The 17,966-nt window shown below is 70.9% G+C and carries 17 protein-coding genes; 6 read left to right on the top strand and 11 right to left on the bottom strand.

All coding sequences use genetic code 11. The annotated features are described in order from the left end of the window. Nucleotides 1-243 precede the first annotated feature (243 nt). Complete coding sequence (locus tag MQP27_RS17980; protein WP_242766202.1) at nucleotides 244-2,292, top strand: putative Ig domain-containing protein; 2,049 nt, start codon at nucleotides 244-246, stop codon at nucleotides 2,290-2,292. Between the two features lie 110 nt (nucleotides 2,293-2,402). Beyond that, nucleotides 2,403-2,855 carry a hypothetical protein gene (locus MQP27_RS17975; protein ID WP_242766201.1) on the top strand — a complete coding sequence of 151 codons (453 nt, stop codon included), beginning with the start codon at nucleotides 2,403-2,405 and terminating at the stop codon, nucleotides 2,853-2,855. On the opposite strand, the gene MQP27_RS17970 is transcribed toward MQP27_RS17975, so the two are convergent. Then, a complete protein-coding gene (locus MQP27_RS17970) occupies nucleotides 2,822-2,998 on the bottom strand; it encodes a hypothetical protein (protein ID WP_242766200.1) in 177 nt (58 codons plus the stop codon). The genes MQP27_RS17975 and MQP27_RS17970 overlap by 34 nt on opposite strands. Before the next feature lie 93 nt (nucleotides 2,999-3,091). Between MQP27_RS17970 and MQP27_RS17965 the strand changes: the two genes are divergently transcribed. Next, nucleotides 3,092-4,057 (top strand): GlxA family transcriptional regulator, encoded by a 966-nt coding sequence (locus tag MQP27_RS17965; protein WP_242766199.1) that lies wholly within the window; start codon nucleotides 3,092-3,094, stop codon nucleotides 4,055-4,057. Between the two features lie 10 nt (nucleotides 4,058-4,067). Here the strand turns inward: MQP27_RS17965 and MQP27_RS17960 are convergent, their stop codons facing one another. From MQP27_RS17960 to MQP27_RS17915, 10 genes are all read right to left on the bottom strand, one after another. Beyond that, nucleotides 4,068-5,450, bottom strand: coding sequence for a bifunctional albaflavenone monooxygenase/terpene synthase (locus MQP27_RS17960; RefSeq protein WP_242766198.1), 1,383 nt, complete (start codon nucleotides 5,448-5,450; stop codon nucleotides 4,068-4,070). Then, nucleotides 5,447-6,535, bottom strand: coding sequence for an epi-isozizaene synthase (gene cyc1, locus MQP27_RS17955; RefSeq protein WP_242766536.1), 1,089 nt, complete (start codon nucleotides 6,533-6,535; stop codon nucleotides 5,447-5,449). Before cyc1 ends, MQP27_RS17960 begins: the two co-directional genes overlap by 4 nt. A 297-nt stretch (nucleotides 6,536-6,832) precedes the next feature. After that, a complete protein-coding gene (gene def / locus MQP27_RS17950; RefSeq protein WP_242766197.1) occupies nucleotides 6,833-7,483 on the bottom strand; it encodes a peptide deformylase in 651 nt (216 codons plus the stop codon). A 61-nt stretch (nucleotides 7,484-7,544) separates the two neighbouring features. Continuing rightward, entirely contained in the window at nucleotides 7,545-8,525 is a 981-nt protein-coding gene (locus MQP27_RS17945) for a tetratricopeptide repeat protein (protein WP_242766196.1), read from the bottom strand. 108 nt (nucleotides 8,526-8,633) lie between these two features. Further along, entirely contained in the window at nucleotides 8,634-9,845 is a 1,212-nt protein-coding gene (locus MQP27_RS17940) for an HD-GYP domain-containing protein (protein WP_242766195.1), read from the bottom strand. A gap of 634 nt (nucleotides 9,846-10,479) precedes the next feature. Next, nucleotides 10,480-11,838, bottom strand: a complete 1,359-nt coding sequence (locus MQP27_RS17935) for an HD-GYP domain-containing protein (protein WP_242766194.1) — start codon at nucleotides 11,836-11,838, stop codon at nucleotides 10,480-10,482. 130 nt (nucleotides 11,839-11,968) lie between these two features. Beyond that, nucleotides 11,969-12,280, bottom strand: a complete 312-nt coding sequence (rsrA, locus tag MQP27_RS17930; RefSeq protein ID WP_242766193.1) for a mycothiol system anti-sigma-R factor — start codon at nucleotides 12,278-12,280, stop codon at nucleotides 11,969-11,971. Next, complete coding sequence (sigR, locus tag MQP27_RS17925) at nucleotides 12,277-12,960, bottom strand: RNA polymerase sigma factor SigR (protein WP_242766192.1); 684 nt, start codon at nucleotides 12,958-12,960, stop codon at nucleotides 12,277-12,279. The genes rsrA and sigR overlap by 4 nt, the downstream gene beginning before the upstream one ends. A gap of 256 nt (nucleotides 12,961-13,216) precedes the next feature. After that, entirely contained in the window at nucleotides 13,217-13,846 is a 630-nt protein-coding gene (locus MQP27_RS17920; protein ID WP_242766191.1) for an alpha/beta hydrolase family protein, read from the bottom strand. Between the two features lies 1 nt (nucleotide 13,847). Then, the gene (locus MQP27_RS17915; protein WP_242766190.1) at nucleotides 13,848-14,663 is read right to left on the bottom strand and encodes an SOS response-associated peptidase; all 816 of its coding nucleotides are present in this window, start codon (nucleotides 14,661-14,663) and stop codon (nucleotides 13,848-13,850) included. A gap of 50 nt (nucleotides 14,664-14,713) precedes the next feature. Between MQP27_RS17915 and MQP27_RS17910 the strand changes: the two genes are divergently transcribed. The 3 genes from MQP27_RS17910 (at nucleotide 14,714) to rsgA (ending at nucleotide 17,902) form a co-directional block, all read left to right on the top strand. Next, entirely contained in the window at nucleotides 14,714-15,433 is a 720-nt protein-coding gene (locus tag MQP27_RS17910) for a M50 family metallopeptidase (RefSeq protein WP_242766189.1), read from the top strand. 125 nt (nucleotides 15,434-15,558) lie between these two features. After that, entirely contained in the window at nucleotides 15,559-16,878 is a 1,320-nt protein-coding gene (aroA, locus tag MQP27_RS17905; protein WP_242766188.1) for a 3-phosphoshikimate 1-carboxyvinyltransferase, read from the top strand. Nucleotides 16,879-16,891: 13 nt separating this feature from the next. After that, nucleotides 16,892-17,902 carry a ribosome small subunit-dependent GTPase A gene (rsgA, locus tag MQP27_RS17900; protein WP_242766187.1) on the top strand — a complete coding sequence of 337 codons (1,011 nt, stop codon included), beginning with the start codon at nucleotides 16,892-16,894 and terminating at the stop codon, nucleotides 17,900-17,902. The last annotated feature ends 64 nt before the right edge of the window (nucleotides 17,903-17,966 follow it).

The following is a 17,966-nucleotide window of genomic DNA, read 5'->3' as shown; positions in this document are numbered from 1 at the left end:
CCCATGGAGCTTCCATGGGCCGTCCATGCGTCGGCTATGGAGCGGCAAAGTTCTTCCTGGGCATCTGGCTCCGCCTCCTCGGCCCCGGCTACGTTCTGCCCGTCCCGCCATGTCCACAACACATGCACAGGACACTCAGATGTGTCATGCCCATGACGGCATTGCGCACCGCCGCCGCTACGCGCGTCACAGGCCTGCCACCTGCGTCGAGAACCCCACTCCAACGACGGAGGCAGTACCCCTATGCGTGAGAAGACCGGACGGAGTCTGCGAAGACTCCTGACCACCGCCATACCCGCCCTCGCCCTGGGCCTCGCCGGACTCGTCGCGGCGCCCGCGCACGCGGCACCGGCGGCGACCCACACCACCCGGGTCGCCCAGAACGCCAAGGCCCTCACCTCCCCCGACCGGCAGGCCTTCCACTCCACCGGCAAGGCGGGGCAGAAGGTGCCCACCAAGCACCTGTGCGCCACGGCCGCCCCCGGCCAGGCCGCCTGCTTCGCGCAGCGCCGTACCGACATCAAGCAGCGGCTGGCCTCCGCGGTCGCCGCCGCCGCGCCCTCCGGCCTCTCCCCGGCCAACCTGCACAGCGCCTACAACCTGCCCTCGACCGGCGGTTCCGGTCTGACGGTCGCCGTGGTCGACGCCTACAACGACCCCAACGCCGAGTCGGACCTGGCGACTTACCGCTCGCAGTACGGGCTGTCCTCCTGCACCAAGGCCAACGGCTGCTTCAAGCAGGTCAGCCAGACCGGCTCCACGACCTCGCTGCCCTCCAACGACACCGGCTGGGCCGGCGAGGAGGCGCTGGACATCGACATGGTCAGCGCCGTCTGCCCGAACTGCAACATCATCCTCGTCGAGGCCAACTCCGCCACCGACTCCGACCTCGGCACCGCCGAGAACGAGGCCGTGGCCCTCGGCGCGAAGTTCGTCTCCAACAGCTGGGGCGGCGACGAGTCCTCCTCCCAGACCAGCGAGGACACCTCGTACTTCAAGCACCCGGGCGTCGCGATCACCGTCTCCGCGGGTGACTCCGGCTACGGCGCCGAGTACCCGGCGACCTCCCAGTACGTGACGGCGGTCGGCGGCACGGCCCTGTCCACGTCCTCCAACTCCCGCGGCTGGACCGAGTCCGTGTGGAAGACCAGCTCCTCCGAGGGCACCGGCTCCGGCTGCTCGGCGTACGACGCGAAGCCGAGCTGGCAGACCGACACCGGCTGCACCAAGCGCATGGAGTCCGACGTCTCCGCCGTCGCCGACCCGGCCACCGGTGTGGCCGTGTACGACACCTACGGCGGCTCCGGCTGGGCGGTCTACGGCGGCACCAGCGCCTCCGCCCCGATCATCGCCGGTGTGTACGCCCTCGCCGGCACCCCGGGCTCCAGCGACTACCCGGCGAAGTACCCCTACAGCCACACGAGCAACCTGTACGACGTCACCAGCGGCAACAACGGCTCCTGCTCGACCTCGTACTTCTGCACCGCCACCACCGGCTACGACGGCCCGACCGGCTGGGGCACCCCCAACGGCACCACCGCCTTCGCCTCCGGCAGCACCTCCGGCAACACGGTGACCGTCACCAACCCGGGCAGCCAGTCGACCACTACCGGCAGCTCGGTCAGCCTCCAGATCAGCGCGACCGACAGCGCGGGCGCGACCCTGACCTACAGCGCCAGCGGCCTGCCGACCGGCCTGTCCATCAGCAGCTCGACCGGCAAGATCACCGGTACGGCGTCCACCGCCGGCACCTACCAGGTCACCGTCACCGCGAGCGACTCCACCGGCGCCTCCGGCTCGGCCTCCTTCACCTGGACCGTCGGCTCCAGCAGCGGCACCTGCACCTCGTCGCAGCTGCTCGGCAACGCCGGCTTCGAGTCGGGCAACACCACCTGGACCGCGTCGAGCGGTGTGATCACCAACTCCAGCAGCGAGTCGGCGCACGCCGGTTCCTACTACGCCTGGCTCGACGGGTACGGCTCCACCCACACCGACACGCTCTCCCAGTCGGTGACCGTGCCCAGCGGCTGCAAGGCCACCTTCACCTTCTACCTGCACATCGACACCGCGGAGACCTCCACCAGCACCGCGTACGACAAGCTGACGGTCACCGCCGGTTCGACCACCCTGGCGACGTACTCGAACCTCAACGCCGCCTCCGGCTACGCGCAGAAGTCCTTCGATCTGAGCTCGTTCGCGGGCTCGACCGTCACCCTGAAGTTCAGCGGTGTCGAGGACTCCTCGCTCCAGACCAGCTTCGTGGTCGACGACACCGCCGTCACGACCAGCTGATCAGCGCATGATCCCGGGCCCCGGTCGCCGCCTTCGCGGCCGGGGCCCCGGTGTGCTCCGGTGTGGATCCGTCACGGCCGGTCACACGTCACAGGGGAGAGGAGGCCCCCATGCGTCGAACGATCCCCCACACGACCGTCGCGCTCGCCGCGCTCACCCTGGTGCTGGCCGGCTGCGGCAGCCAGGCCGACAGCGGAAAGGGCGGCGACGGCGGCACCGTGTCGTCCTCCCCCACTACCACCCCCACGGGCTGTACGCCGGCCTCGACGCTCGACGTCCACGACAGCGGCCGTACCGTGTGCCTGGCGGTGGGCGAGACGCTGCGGATCAACCTGGACGGGACCGCCAAGCGGCCGTGGAAGCCGGTCTCCGGGAGCGGTTCCGTGCTGGAGGCGACCAACGCCGGGATCGTACTGCTGCCGGGCGACGCGAACGCCGCGTTCAAGGCGGTCAGGGACGGCAGGACCCGGCTCCGGTCCACGCGGCCGCTGTGTGCCGCCCAGCCGGGCCGGGTCTCGTGCCTGGGGATTCAGGAGTGGTGGGTCGCCGTGGTGGTGAAGTAGCGGCGGGCCTGCTGGGCCTTGCGGATCTGGCGGTCGACCCGACGGTCGTGAGCGATGCCGATGATCGACGGGAGGACCAGGAGAACGAGGATTCCGAGAACGGTCAGCATTCCGATCAGTCCTTCGAGGTGTGCCGTATCCATGTACACCACTGTCGCGCCGATAGCTCCTTACAAACAGTGGCAGGACTGCCGTAGACCCTCGAAATACTGCCAATCGTGCGGCACACTGGGGGCATGCTGAAAAACGTCGCCGCCGTCGTGCTGGACGGCGTGAACCCCTTCGAACTGGCCGTCGTCTGCGAGGTGTTCGGCACCGACCGCAGTGACGACGGACTGCCCGTGTACGACTTCGCGGTCGCCTCGGCCGAGGGGCCGGTGCTGAGCACCCGCGCGGGCTTCTCCATGCAGGTGGAGCACGGTCTGGAGCGGCTGGAGGAGGCCGATCTCATCGCCGTGCCGGCCGGCGCCTGCTTCGAGTCGCGCACCTTCCCGCCCGAGCTGCTGGAGTCCCTGCGGCGCGCGGTCGACCGGGGCGCCCAGGTGCTCAGCGTCTGCTCCGGCGTCTTCGTGCTGGCCGCGGCCGGGCTGCTGGACGGCCGGCGCTGTGCCGTGCACTGGCACCACGCGGACGAGCTGGCGCGGGCGTACCCGGGGCTGACCGTCGAGCCCGACGTCCTGTACGTCGACGAGGAGCCGGTGATCACCTCCGCGGGCACGGCCGCGGGCATCGACGCGTGTCTGCACATCGTGCGCAAGGAGCAGGGCCCGGAGGTCGCCAACAAGATCGCCCGGCGGATGGTCGTGCCGCCGCACCGGGACGGCGGGCAGGCGCAGTACATCGAGCGGCCGCTGCCGAAGAACTCGTACGACACCGTCGGCGAGGTGCTGGTGTGGATGGACCGGCACCTCGACGAGGACGTCACCGTGGAGCAGCTCGCCGAGCGCGCGCACATGTCGCCGCGCACCTTCGCCCGCCGCTTCCAGCAGGAGACGGGGACGACTCCCTACCGCTGGATCCTGCGGCAACGGGTGCTGCAGGCCCAGCGGTTGCTGGAGGCGACGGACGAGACGGTGGACTCGATCGCCGGCCGGACCGGGTTCGGCAACGCGGCCGCGCTGCGTCACCAGTTCGTGCAGGCGATCGGGACCACACCGCACGCCTACCGGCGCACCTTCAGGGGGCCGGAGGAGGCCGCCTGACCCGGGCCGCTCACCGTGGGGCCGCCCGCAGCCTGAGCTTGCGCGGACGCAGGGTGATGCCTATCCGGGGCCGGGCGTCGGAGCCGGACGCGTGCTCGAACGTGAAGGCGCGCACCGCCGCCGCGGTGAGCAGCGTCAGCTCGGCCATCGAGAAGTGGTCGGCCGGGCACTTGCGGTTGCCGACGCTGAACGGCTTCATCGCGTACTTGGGCACCTCCGTGTCCCGACCCGGCAGCCAGCGGTCGGGGTCGAACTCCTCGTTCCGTTCGAAGGAGCGCGGATCGCGTTGGATCGCGTACGGGCTGTAGACGATGTCGGCGCCGGCGGGAATGCGGTACCCGCCGAGCTCGGTGTCGGTGACCGCGCGCCGGGTCAATATCCACACGGACGGATACAGGCGCATTGTCTCGACGACCACATTCGCGGTGTACGTCAGCTTACGCACGTCCTCGAATGCGATCGGCCTCTCGCCCGCCACCGTATTCACCTCGGCCAGGATCTTGTCGGCCAGGTCCGGGTGCTCGGTGAGCACCAGGAGCAGTGAGATGAGCACTGCGCCGACGGTTTCGCTGCCGGCGGTGAGCATGGCGACGACCTGGTCGTGGATCTCCTGATCCCCGATCGGCTCGCCATTCTCGTCCCGCGCCGTCAGCAAAGCCGTCAGCAAATCGTCCGGATTTTGACCGGATGCCCGTCGGTCGGCGACGATCTCGTCGACCAGGAGATGCAAATCGGCCAGCGCCCGGTTGAATTCGCGATTGGCCGGGAGAGGCAGCCGATAAAGCGGTCCCAGGGGGATCACCATGCGTTGGTACATACCCCTGAACAGGGTGGTGAGCGCGGCGCTGACGCGTTCCGCCCGCTCGTCGGTGCAGCTGCCGCGCATGAGGCAGCTCACCGAGATCCGGACGACCGCCCGGAAGGCCTCGGTGGTCGCGTCGATGGTGCCGGCGGACCGCCAGCGGTCCATGAGCGCGGCGACCTCCTCCTCCATCACGGGCCCGTAGGCGTGAAGGGCGTCCTGCCGGAACGCGGGCTGGATGGTCCGCCGTTGGCGCCGGTGCGTCGGGCCGTTGGCGGTGGCCACGCCCTCCTTGCCGAGCAGGCTCTCCAGGGACTCCCACAGGGGTCCGGCGATGATGTAGTCGGGGCTGAGGGCGATGGCTCCGGTGAGTTCGGGCGTGGTGACGGCGTACACCGTCTTGGGGCCGAGCCGGAGCCGGACGACGTCGCCGTGGTCGCGCAGGCCGGCCAGGAAGGCCAGCGGGTCGCGGACGAGCTTCCAGCCGTGGCCGAGGAGCGGAACCCCGCCGTCGGCGAGCGGCGGCTCGGCCGACGGCCCTTCCGGTTCCGCATATATCTGCGGTTCGGACTTCACTGACTCGACGGTCATTTCTCACCTGCCGCTTCGTTGTTGACGTACGGGGGCGTGGACCGGTCGTCCCAACTGTCGACCATGTAACGGCCGGACTCGTGGTGGAACCAGTAGACGGCGGAGAACCAGCTCCGCATGGTTCCGACACAGTCCCGCACGGCAGTGGAAAGTTCTTTTCCGCGCACCGTGCCGTCGTCGAGATCGTCCGCGAACCGCAGTGTGCTGCGTTCCACCGAGATGAAATCGGATACGCATTTCAGAATGCGTCGCCTCACTTCGGCGATCGCTTCTTCCAGCGCCATTCCCTCGTGTTTGATGAGGCTGATTCCGAGGTTGTGGACCTCGTCGCCCGCTATTTCCTTCGGAAGCGAGCAGAGGTCGTTGTACCAGGCGGAGAATTCCTGGGTGAGCAGCGCCGCCCGCCGGAATGCCGGATGTTTCCGTACGTGGTCCGGGAGCTCACGTCCGGCGCTCGCCTCCAGCAAGTCGGTCCAGATCCAGTGCGCGAAGGTGAGCCGGCGCAGGGCGAGATAGTCCTCGACGGTGGGGATGATCCCCTCGATGCGGTTGTGGAACTCCCGGTCGTACGCCTCGATCACCGCGTGGAAGTGCCGGGCGAAGCGCGCGTTCCACCTCGCCGACACGAACGAGTACATGCGCACCACGCAGTCCGCGAACGCCGCGACCAGCGGATCGCGGTGGCGCAGGTGCTCGTGCGGCGAGTCCAGGGCCGTGTGCAGGCACAGCCTGAGCCGCTGCCAGGCCTCGGGCCGTCGGTGGATGATGTCGCGGTCGTGCCGGTCGTCCCAGGCGAAGAACCACGCGCTGTAGTCGGCTATCGCCTGCAGTACGTCGTCCGGGGCGGTCGGGTAGCACCCGGCCATGAGGTCGGTGTAGCAAAGCCCGTCGGCATATTCCGCCACCTTCTCCGGCGGCATCAGCCGTTTTTCGAGCAGCCAGGTGCGCGTCTTCTCCTGTAGTCGAGGCCAATACGGGTGCAGTTGCCGGGGAAACGCAGCCTCGATCACGGGGAGGGAGAGTGACGGTGGGACCGCGGTCGCCGCGGTCGCTGTCGTTGTGGTGCTGTGTGGGAAAGCAGGCACGAACAAACCCCTCTCAGCCGCCAGTTGGCGCACGCCCTTCCGCCATACCGGGCGTGCGCCGTTGCGTATCCCCGCACTTTCCATTCAGCACCACAACTGACCGATCTGGGAACGGATTTGCTCCATTCACCACCCCGAGGTGCCGAGAATCTCCCCTTGTATGACTGATTATGGATCACTACACACGCACATCCGATCGAACGTGCGACGGACAGACGAACGGCGCCTGGTCGGGGAGGTGAACCCGAACAGACGCCGTGCGCAGGGGAGTCGTGACCGCTTCTGGGGCCCCGGGGGTCAGTCGTTGGCGACCACGGGGTAGCGGGGCTCGTTCTCGGCCATCTGCCGCAGCGCGTCCTTGCGCTCGCGCTTGGAGAGCCGGTCGATGTAGAGGTAGCCGTACAGGTGGTCGGTCTCGTGCTGCAAACACCGGGCGAAGTAGCCGGTGCCGCGGACCTTGATCGGGTTGCCCTTCTCGTCCTGGCCGGTCACCTCGGCGTAGTCGGGGCGGGCGAGCGGCGCGTACGCGGTCGGCACCGAGAGGCAGCCCTCGTTGCTGTCGTCCAGACGGCGCTTCTCGGCGGGCAGGTCGACGAGCTTGGGGTTGCAGACGACGCCCACGTGCCGGACGCCCTCGTCGTCACCGCAGTCGTACACGAAGACCTTGAGGTCGACGCCGATCTGGTTGGCGGCCAGGCCCACGCCCTCGGCGGTGCGCTGCGAGGCGAACATGTCCGCGACCAGCTGCTGGAGCTCGTCGCCGAAGTCGGTGACGTCCCGGCACTCCTTGTGCAGCACCGGGTTCCCGACGACGGTGATGGGCCGCGAGGTCCCGCGCTCCCGCCAGGCGGCCTCGCGCTCCTCGCAGTCCTCCGTGTCGACGACGTACCCCTCGTCGTCGACGGGGAGCACGCCCGCGTGCTGCTGATCGGTGTCCTGCTGAGCCATGACCGACGTATGCCTTCCTACAAAACCAGGTGAAGTTGCTGATACAGGGTACGGCGAAGAATCAGCAGACCTCTTCGAGATCCCGCCAGTCACGTGAATCCGGGCTGTCGGCGACCCACCCGTCCAGCAGCCCCCGTACCAGCGAAGCCGGCGCGGCCACCCCGCACTCCCGCTCCGGCACCCACAGCTGTCCGTCGGTCCGGTGCCCCAGTGGGCCGGGGTGTCCCGGCTCGCTGTGGTCGTGCGGGTCCAGGTGCTCCCCGTCCCCCTCGTCCGACGGCATCCGCGACTCCGAGCACATCCGGCACAGCAGCCGCACCGACGACGACCAGTCCTCCGCGGCGAATCCCGCGTCCGCGGCGAGCTGCTCCAGCGCGTCCCGGTCCGCCTCGCTCGCCGCTTCCAGCAGCACCACCCAGGTCGGCACGGGCGACGGCGCCCACAGCTCGATCTCGTCGAAGACGGGGTAGGCGTGCCCGGCGGCGGTCGTCCGCTCACCGTGCGGCACCCCGTCGTGCAGCACGACCTCGCCCCAGCGCCGCCCGGACGAGGGCAGCGGGATCGACAGCACCTCGATGCGGGCGGGATCCAGCCGCCGCCCCCACACCACCTCGGCCTCCCCCTCCGGGGACAGCCGTACGGCGGCGCTGCCGAGGTCCATGCCCACCGGCTCGCCGGACGCCGTGGCGACGCCCGGCACCCGCAGGCCGTACGCCTGCCAGGCCCGCCGGGCCAGCGGCCAGTCCTGGAGGGCGGTGGCCGCGATGCCGACGTTCCACCAGTCGGGGGCCCCGGTCTCCCGGTCGAGCAGGGCGACGGCGCGCAGACCGGCCGCGCGGGCCTGCTCCCAGTCGTGCCGGAACTTGTGCAGCAGGGCGAGGTTGAACCAGGACTCGGACAGCCAGGGCTCCAGGTCGGCGGCACGTGTCAGCAGCGCTCCCGCGTCCTCGTACCGGCCGTCGCCGATGAGCGTGAACGCGCGGTCCGTGGCCTGCCGCCAGGAGGCGGAGGGCCGGTGCCGTCCCTTGCCGAAGATCCTCACGATTCCCGCCTGCCAGTTCCGTGGAGTGGGCTGGCTAGTACCGCCCCCGGACACCCTCTCATTCGCATCCAACCACGTGCGGCTGGAAGGGCGCTCATTACCCATGGGTTACCCAGCCGAGGGGAGGGTCAGACGGTCTCGCGCGAGGACGCGGGCCAACGACTCCACGACCTCGGGCGCGTAGTCCCCGGCGGGGGCCAGGCGCAGCTCCTCCAGCGCGGTGAACGGCCCGCCCGGACCGGCGTCGCGCACCTTCTCCTCGTACGCGTTCACCGCCCGTACGATCCGGGCGGCGACCGGCTGCTCCCGGTAGGGGTCGGCCTGCCGCTCCACCACGACGGCAACCGACGGGTCGACCCCGGTCTGGCGTACGACGGCCCCGCCGAGCAGCGCGATCCGGCGCTGCTCCGCTCCGGGCAGTACGGCGGTGGCGCCCGCCGGGACCGGGTCGACCAGGCTGAGCTGACCGATGTCGTGCATGAGGGCGGCGTACTCCAGGACGGTCAGCTCGGGACGGGTGAGGCCGAGGTCACGGCCGACGGCGCGGCTGAGCTCGGCGACGCGGCGGGCGTGGCCGGTCGGGGTGTAGCCCGCTATCTCGGTGGCGCGGGCCAGGGAGGCGATGGTCTGGCGGTAGGTGGTGCGCACGGCCGCGTACCGCTTGAAGGACAGCTGGGTCAGCAGCAGCGGCAGCGAGAACACGGGCAGCGCCCACAGGCCGACGACGGCGACCGCGAGCGCCATGACCGCGCCGGTCGCGCACACCGCCGACCCGATGCCGAGCAGGGCGTGCAGTTCGTCCCGCAGCAGCGGGCCGAAGGGCCAGCCGGTGCGGGAGTGGGCCAGGGCGGCGGCGAGTACGCAGTCGCACAGGGCGGTGAGGGTGAGCAGCGCGAGCAGCAGCAGGGCGTAGGCCGGGCCGCCCCACTCCTCGAACACGCCCCGGTTGTAGAGGGGTTGGAAGCAGACGGCGGCGAATCCGACGGTGAGCACACGCCGGGCGAGGTGGTCGAGGACCGGCCCCTGTCCGCGCGCGATGTGCGGCACGCTGCCGAGCAGCGAGGCGGCGAGCACCACGGCGACGACCTGCGCGACACCGTGCCGGCTGGGCTGCCCGGCATCGGCTCCGAGCAGCGCGTACGACAGTGCGGCGGCGGCCCCGAGCGGCGCGGCCTCCCGCACGCGGGCCCCGGTCCACCGCGTCACCTCCCCCACGGCCACGAGCAGCCCGAAGGCGAGCGCGGTGGGCCGCTCCTGGAGACCACTCCAGAGGGTGACACCGAGCGCCCCCGCGGCGACGAGACCGGCACAGGCGTGCACGAGACCGGTGAGACCCGACCGACACGGACTCCGCCGCACCGTCACCGACAACCTCCCACCAGAACACGACGACCTGCCACCAGAAGCCGTGCCGCCGCCGGGCCTCCCGACAGAACACGGCGGCCTCCCGGTACAAGGCGCACCAACGCCCAGCCTCCCGGCGGAAGGCAGACCGACAGCCAACCTCCCGGCAGAACACGGCGGCCTCCCGGTAGAAGGCGGGCCGACGGCCGGCCACCCGACAGGAAACGGCGGCCCCCCGACAGAAGCCGGACCGACGGCCAGCCACCCGAGAGAAGGCAGACCGACAGTCGGCCACCCGACAGAACACGGCGGCCTCCCGACAGAAGGCAGTCCGACGGCCGGCCACCCGGCAGAAGGCGTGCCGACGGCACAGGCGCACCCGCCCGGAGACGGACCCCCGCCATCGGCGCCTTCCGTCGAGCGCGGACGGGTGTCAGCCGCGTCCTCGCCCCACCCCCGACCGAAGTCCGCGCGCCACCCCTGACCGGAGTCCTCGCCGTGCCCCCGGCCGAAGTCCTCGCGCCACCCCCGACCGGAATCCTCACCCCGCCCCCGACCGAAGCCCTCGCGCCACCCCCAACCGAAGTCCCCGCCCCACCCCCGGCCGAAGTCATCGCCGTACCCCCGACCGCCCCACGGCCGAAGGCGCCGGCACCTCACGCTCGTGCCCCAGCCCCTGCCCCTCCCCTTGCTCCCGCTCCCGCCCCCGCTCCCGTTCCTCGTCGGCCGTCACCGCCGGATGCCAGCCCTGGTGTCCGAGCGCTCGGACCAGTGCCGTGACCATCCGTGGGTCGAACTGCGCACCCGCGCACCGCTCCAGCTCCTCCAGCGCGGCCGCGACGGGCCGTGCCCGCCGGTAGGAGCGCGTGGAGGTCATCGCGTCGAAGGCGTCGGCGACCGCCACCACCCTTGCCGACTCCGGGATCTGACTGCCCATCAGCCCGTACGGGTACCCGCTGCCGTCCAGCCGCTCGTGGTGGTGGAGCACAGCGGCCCGCGCCTCCCCCAGAAAACCGATTCCGCGCACCATCTCGTGGCCGTACTCGGGATGCAGCTCGATCACCCGCCGCTCCTCGGGAGTCAGCGGCCCGTCCTTGCGCAACAGCCGTGTGGGCACGCCGAGTTTGCCGACGTCGTGCAGGATCCCGGCGAAGCGCAGCACCTCGACCCGCTGGTCGTCCATGCCCAGTTCACGCGCGATCATCATCGAGGCCTGCCCTACCCGCTCGCTGTGCCCGCGGGTGTACCCGTCCTTGATGTCGACGGCCTGGACGAGCGCGCGGATGGTCGCCTGGTGCGCGGCCCGCTCCCGGTGGTACTGCGCGAACACCCACCAGGACACACACATCGGCAGCAGCACGAGCAGCGCGGCGACGGGCCCGTACGGGCTGCGCCACAGCACGGCCATCATCAGCCCGGCGAGCCCGTGCACGGCGACGGGAGCGAGGGACCGTACGAACAGACCACGCCAGGCCCGCCGCACCGGCACCCGCTCGGCGAGCGCGAGGATCCCGCCGTCCAGGACCGTCAGCACCAGGCAGAAGACGAGGACCGCGGCACCGGCGGGCACGAGGGCGTAGGGGAAGTCGGAGCCGACGACCGCGTCCCGGCCGCCGAGCGCCCAGTGCACACGGCCCGCGGCCCAGACGGCGAGCACCAGTTGGGCCGCGCGCCAGATCCGCCGTAGCGCGTACGGCCGTTGCTCGACCCGGGAGAGCAGCGCGCCCGGCAGCGGGACCAGCGCGGCGGCGGGCGGCGGCAGCAGGAAGGCTCCGGCGAGCAGCACGGGGTAGAACGTTCCGGCGAACCGCCAGCGGGCGGCGGCCTGTTCACAGCCCGCGTACACCGCGGCGAGAAGGGCCACCGCCCACCAGGGCGTGTGCGTCTCGGGAAGCGGGAGCACGCAGCACAGGGCGCCGAGCACCGCACAGGCGACGTACGCACGCGCCCGTGCCGGAACCACCTCCATCACGCCCCTCCCCGGCCGAGCCTGCTCAGGCCGACGAGCCTAGGGGCGGTATGGGCGAGCGCGCGGGCTTATGAACGGCGAATTAGCACGTTCGAGTGACGACAGCCCGTTCCAGGAGTCTCGGGGAGGCTCAGGACTCCTGCGGCGTCGCGGGGGACGCGGTGAGGTCGTGGTCCGGCACCGCCTGTCCGGAGCGGATCAGGTCGAGCCGCCCCAGGACCTTGGCGCGCAGGTCGGTCGGTACGTCGTCATGCCCGCAGCACCGCTTGACCAGCTTCTTCACGGCCTCTTCCAGGCCGTACTTCTCCAGGCACGGCGAGCACTCCTGGAAGTGCTGCTTGAACTTGGCGCGGTCGACGTCCGGCATCTCGCTGTCGAGGAACTCGTAGAGATGATCGAGGACCTCGCTGCAGTCCGTCTCGTGCGGCTCTCCGCAGCTCATGAGCCCGAGCCTTTCGCTTCGTTCGACTCTCCGGCGCCGGCCGGGACCAGCCCGCGCTCACGGGCGTAGTCCTCGAGCATGCCGCGCAGTTGACGGCGGCCCCGGTGCAGCCGGGACATCACCGTACCGATGGGTGTCCCCATGATGTCCGCGATCTCCTTGTACGCAAAGCCCTCTACGTCTGCGAGGTAGACGGCGATGCGGAATTCCTCGGGGATCGCCTGGAGCGCTTCCTTCACGTCCGAGTCCGGCAGGTGGTCGAGCGCCTGCGACTCCGCGGAGCGCAGACCGGTCGACATGTGCGACTCGGCACGGGCGAGCTGCCAGTCCTCGATCTCCTCCGCCGCCGAACGCTGCGGCTCACGCTGCTTCTTGCGGTAGGAGTTGATGAAGGTGTTCGTGAGGATCCGGTACAGCCACGCCTTGAGATTGGTGCCTTCGCGGAACTGGTGGAAGGACGCGTACGCCTTCGCGTACGTCTCCTGCACCAGGTCCTCCGCGTCGGCCGGGTTGCGCGTCATGCGCAGCGCGGCCGAGTACATCTGGTCGAGGAACTCGAGCGCGTCCCGCTCGAAGCGCGCGCTGCGCTCCGCCGTGGACTCCGCGCCTGTGCCCTGGCCCTCGGGCAGCTCCGCCTGGCCGTTGTCGGTCCCTGCGTCGGTACCGGTGACCGGACCCACCTCCTCAAGATTCCGGGCAGGACCGAAACCGGACCCACCGGAATTGGAGGATAGACGACGACCCGTCCCCGCCGCCCCTCGAATAGGGGTGGTCTTGGCCGCAGTCAGCACCGTCCAGTCCAGGTCAGCGCTGCGCGAACGGCTCGGGCATACGGTCGAACCCATGCGGCGGACTTCCTCTCCACGACGTCGGTGCTGGTGGTTCAGCACTTCTGTCCGGCTCAACAGAGGCCCGCCCCGCAACATTCCCGGCCCGTTACGCCAGTGACCCGGTCCACTCCACGACCGCGTCCGTGATCAGCGCCACGGCCCGCTCCTGCGAGATCTCCGCCCGCTTGGGCACGGCGAAGCCATGATCGCCGTACGCCACCTCGACCAGCGTGTACGCCCCGTCGGGGAACTCCGCGGGCTTCCCGAAGGGATCGTTCCCTCCTTGTACGACGAGGGTGGGCACCCCGGATCCGAGCAGCTCCTCGGCGCGGGACTTCTCCGGCTTGCCGGGCGGGTGCAGCGGGAAGCTCAGGGCGAGGACGGCGTGCGCGCCGAGTTCGACGGCCGTACGGCAGGCGACCCGGGCCCCGGCGCTGCGGCCGCCGGAGATCACCGGCAGGCCGGGCTTGCTCACGGTCGGCCAGATGCCCCGCCATCCCACGTCGAGCGTCTTCGGCGCGGGCGCCAGCTTCTTCCCGGCCACCCGCCACGGCTGCTCGACGAGCGCGACGGTCACGCCGTGGGCCGGCAGCACGGTGGCCAGCGCCTGCAGATCACGCGCCTCGATGCCACCGCCCGCCCCATGGCTCACGGCCAGCACCAGCCGTGCCTGCTTCGCGGGGTGCCAGGTGACGCGGGCGTCCCCCGCGTCCGTACCAACGATCTCGGTCCTCACGTCAGAAGAGTGTGCCCTCTTCGGGGCCCTCCAGCTCCTTCAGCAGCTCCGGGCCGTTGTTGCGGACGTTGCTGACGGCGGTGGAGACCGGGTACGCGCGCATCAGGCCGGGCGGCGGGGGCTCCAGCAGCGTGCGCAGGTCGTCGAGGTCGGTGCGGGACGGGTCGAGCCAGGTGTCCCAGCGGTCGGGGGTGAGCATGAGCGGCATACGGGGGTGGATCTCGGAGAGGGTGAAGGGGCCCTCGGCCGGGGCGACGGCCAGCGGGGTCGTCTCGGCCTCCGTGGTGATGACCGAGCAGGTGACCCACCAGGCCTGCGGATGGTCGTCGGGCAGGGTCTTGTCGCGCCAGAACTCGTACAGCCCGGCCATCGCGAACACGGAACCATCGGCGGGCAGCACGAAGTACGGCTGCTTGCGCGGCCGCTTCTTCTTGCCCTCGACCTCCAGGTCCCGCTCGCCCTTGCCGGTGACCCACTCGTAGTAGCCGTCGGCGGGGATGATGCAGCGGCGCGAGGAGAAGGCCCGCTTGTACGAGGGCTTCTCGTGGATGGTCTCGGCGCGGGCGTTGATCATCCGGGCGGCGCCCTCGGGGGACTTCGACCAGGACGGGACCAGGCCCCACTTCAGCTTGCGCAGCTGGCGAACCGGGGTCGGGTCGTCGGCGTCCTTCAGAGGGCGGTCGAGGACGGCGTAGACCTCCTTGGTCGGGGCCACGTTGTAGTCGGGCGCCAGGGCCTCCTCCGGCTCCCACTTCTCGATCTCAAAGATTCCTGCGAGATCCTCGGGCCTACGACTAGCTGCATACCGTCCGCACATACGTGCCACACTGCCAGATCCGCCGAGCCGCTTGGGAGCCACCGCCGACAATGGACAGCACCGCCTCCTCACTCGCCTCCCTGTGGGACCGGGTCTTCGGCACCCAGCCCGACCCCGATCTGTGGGTGGTGATCGCCACTCTCGTCGCCGCGCTCGCCGTGACCGTCCCGCACAACGTCTGGCGCCTCTCACGCAACGCGATCACCATCGCCCACGAGGGCGGCCACGGCCTGATCGCGCTGCTGACCGGCCGCCAGCTCACCGGCATACGCCTGCACTCCGACACCAGCGGCCTGACCGTCAGCCGCGGCAAGCCGCACGGCATCGGCATGATCCTCACCGCGGCCGCCGGCTACACCGCGCCCCCGCTGCTCGGCCTCGGCGGCGCGGCCCTGCTGGCCGCCGGTCACATCACGCTGCTGCTGTGGCTGGCGACGGCGCTGCTGGTGGCGATGCTGGTGATGATCCGCAACGCGTACGGCGCCCTGACGGTCGTCCTGACCGGCGGCGCCTTCCTGCTGGTGTCGTGGCTCGCGGGGCCCCAGGTGCAGGCGGCGTTCGCGTACGCGGTGGTGTGGTTCCTGCTGGTCGGCGGGGTGCGCCCGGCGTTCGAGCTGCAGGCGAAGAGGAGCAGGGGCGGCGCGGGCGACTCGGACGCGGACCAGCTGTCGCGACTGACGCACGTACCGGCGGGGCTGTGGTTGTTCCTGTTCCATGCGGTGAGCTTGTGCTCGCTGATGGGTGGGGGCAGGTGGCTGTTGGAAGTATGACCGCGTCCCGAAGGGACGCAGGTCATCAGGGGCGCGGGGCTGTATCGATCAGCGGCTCCGCCGCGGGGCGCGACCAGCCACGACGGCGCAGCAGCCGAACCGCTGCCTCCTTATACAGTGAACCCATGGCCCAAAACCCCGCCGCAGACACCGCCCTCTGGCCCGCCCCCCAAGCAAGCGGAGCCGTCGACGCGACGGTCCACGTACCGGGGTCGAAGTCGGTCACCAACCGCGCCCTCGTCCTCGCCGCCCTCGCCTCCGAACCCGGCTGGCTGCGCCGCCCCCTCCGCTCCCGGGACACCCTGCTGATGGCCGGCGCCCTGCGCGCGATGGGCGTCGCCATCGAGGAGGGCGTGGGCCCCGACGGCACCGGCGAGACCTGGCGGGTGCTCCCCACCGGCCTGCACGGCCCGGCCACCGTCGACGTCGGCAACGCCGGCACCGTCATGCGTTTCCTGCCCCCCGTCGCCGCCCTCGCCGACGGCGAGATCCGCTTCGACGGCGACCCCCGTTCGTACGAGCGTCCCCTCCACGGCGTGATCGACGCCCTGCGCGTGCTCGGCGCCCGGATCGACGACGACGGCCGGGGCACGCTGCCGCTGACCGTGCACGGGGGCGGGGCGCTGGACGGCGGTCCGGTGGAGATCGACGCGTCCTCGTCGTCGCAGTTCGTGAGCGCCCTGCTGCTGTCCGGCCCGCGCTTCAACCAGGGCGTCGAGGTCCGGCACACCGGCTCCACGCTGCCCTCCCTGCCGCACATCCGCATGACCGTGGACATGCTGCGCGCGGTCGGCGCCCAGGTGGACACGCCGGAGTCGGGCGGCGAGCCCAACGTGTGGCGGGTGACGCCGGGCGCGCTGCTCGGCCGCGACCTGACCATCGAGCCGGACCTGTCCAACGCCCAGCCCTTCCTCGCCGCGGCCCTGGTCACCGGCGGCAAGGTCGTCATCCCGGCCTGGCCCGCGCGGACGACGCAGCCCGGCGACCGGCTGCGGGAGATCTTCACCGAGATGGGTGGCTCCTGCGAACTCACCGAGTACGGTCTCGAGTTCACCGGTTCGGGTGCGATCCACGGCATCGATGTGGACCTCGGCGAGGTCGGCGAGCTGACCCCCGGCATCGCGGCGGTGGCCGCCCTCGCGGACTCCCCGTCGACCCTGCGCGGCGTCGCCCACCTGCGTCTGCACGAAACGGACCGGCTGGCCGCGCTGACCAAGGAGATCAACGAGCTCGGCGGCGACGTCACCGAGACCGCCGACGGCCTGCACATCCGCCCGCGCCGGCTGCACGGCGGGATCTTCCACACCTACGAGGACCACCGCATGGCGACGGCCGGCGCGATCATCGGCCTGGCGGTCGAGGGCGTGCAGATCGAGAACGTGGCGACGACGGCGAAGACCCTGCCGGACTTCCCCGAGCTGTGGACCGGGATGCTCGGGGCGTAGGGGCGTAAGGGAGATGCGCCGCTACGGCAAGCACACCGACGAGGACGACATCCGCAGCCGCCCCAACCGCAAGGGCAACCGGCCCCGCACCAACATCCGCCCCAAGCACGAGGACGCGGCCGAGGGCCTGGTCCTCACCGTGGACCGGGGCCGGCTGACCTGTCTGGTGGACGACCGGATCGTGCTGGCGATGAAGGCCCGCGAACTGGGCCGCAAGGCGGCGGTGGTCGGCGACCGGGTGGCCCTCGTCGGCGACCTGTCCGGCAAGAAGGACACGCTCGCGCGCATCGTCCGCATCGAGGAGCGCACCTCGGTCCTGCGCCGCACGGCCGACGACGACGACCCGTTCGAGCGCGTGGTCGTCGCCAACGCCGACCAGCTCGCCATCGTCACCGCCCTCGCCGACCCGGAGCCGCGCCCGCGCCTGATCGACCGCTGCCTGGTGGCGGCGTACGACGGCGGCCTCGAACCCCTTCTGGTGATGACGAAGTCGGACCTCGCCCCGCCCGACAAACTCCTTGAGCTGTACGGCGATCTGGACATCCCCTTTGTGGTCACCAGCCGTGAGGAGCTGGAGAACGGCGACGCGGCCGAGCGGGTGCGCGAGGAACTCGACGGCAAGGTCACGGCGTTCGTCGGGCACTCGGGCGTCGGCAAGACGACCCTGGTCAACGCGCTCGTACCGGAGGAGCGCAGGCGCCTGACCGGCCATGTGAACGCGGTGACCGGCCGCGGCCGCCACACCACCACCTCGGCCCTGGCGCTGCCCCTGCTCGGGGACGGCGGCTGGGTGATCGACACCCCGGGCGTCCGCTCCTTCGGGCTCGCGCACATCGACCCGTCCCGGGTCATCCACGCCTTCCCGGACCTGGAACCGGGAACCGAGGGCTGCCCGCGCGCGTGCAGTCATGATGAGCCGGACTGCGCGCTGGACGAATGGGTCGCGGAGGGGCACGCGGATCCGGCCCGGCTGTATTCGCTGCGACGCCTGCTGGCGACCCGGGAGCGCAAGGAAGGTGACTGACCTCCGCGTTGTTTGGCTGTACGCGAGTTCGGTAAGTGCATAATCGCACCGAGCCGGACATACG

This window comes from Streptomyces cylindrosporus, assembly GCF_022698165.1.
Taxonomy (GTDB): Bacteria; Actinomycetota; Actinomycetes; order Streptomycetales; family Streptomycetaceae; genus Streptomyces; species Streptomyces cylindrosporus.
This window is presented reverse-complemented; position numbering and strand designations above follow the sequence as displayed.

Bases quoted from the DNA above. Each gene is read 5' to 3' on its own strand.
- def (WP_242766197.1), bottom strand. From the start codon at position 7,483: ATGGCTCAGCAGGACACCGATCAGCAGCACGCGGGCGTGCTCCCCGTC.
- aroA (WP_242766188.1), top strand. From the start codon at position 15,559: ATGGCCCAAAACCCCGCCGCAGACACCGCCCTCTGGCCCGCCCCCCAA.
- MQP27_RS17980 (WP_242766202.1), top strand. From the start codon at position 244: ATGCGTGAGAAGACCGGACGGAGTCTGCGAAGACTCCTGACCACCGCC.
- MQP27_RS17935 (WP_242766194.1), bottom strand. From the start codon at position 11,838: ATGGAGGTGGTTCCGGCACGGGCGCGTGCGTACGTCGCCTGTGCGGTG.
- MQP27_RS17915 (WP_242766190.1), bottom strand. From the start codon at position 14,663: ATGTGCGGACGGTATGCAGCTAGTCGTAGGCCCGAGGATCTCGCAGGA.
- MQP27_RS17975 (WP_242766201.1), top strand. From the start codon at position 2,403: ATGCGTCGAACGATCCCCCACACGACCGTCGCGCTCGCCGCGCTCACC.
- MQP27_RS17965 (WP_242766199.1), top strand. From the start codon at position 3,092: ATGCTGAAAAACGTCGCCGCCGTCGTGCTGGACGGCGTGAACCCCTTC.
- MQP27_RS17960 (WP_242766198.1), bottom strand. From the start codon at position 5,450: ATGACCGTCGAGTCAGTGAAGTCCGAACCGCAGATATATGCGGAACCG.
- rsrA (WP_242766193.1), bottom strand. From the start codon at position 12,280: ATGAGCTGCGGAGAGCCGCACGAGACGGACTGCAGCGAGGTCCTCGAT.
- MQP27_RS17970 (WP_242766200.1), bottom strand. From the start codon at position 2,998: ATGGATACGGCACACCTCGAAGGACTGATCGGAATGCTGACCGTTCTC.
- MQP27_RS17910 (WP_242766189.1), top strand. From the start codon at position 14,714: ATGGACAGCACCGCCTCCTCACTCGCCTCCCTGTGGGACCGGGTCTTC.
- rsgA (WP_242766187.1), top strand. From the start codon at position 16,892: ATGCGCCGCTACGGCAAGCACACCGACGAGGACGACATCCGCAGCCGC.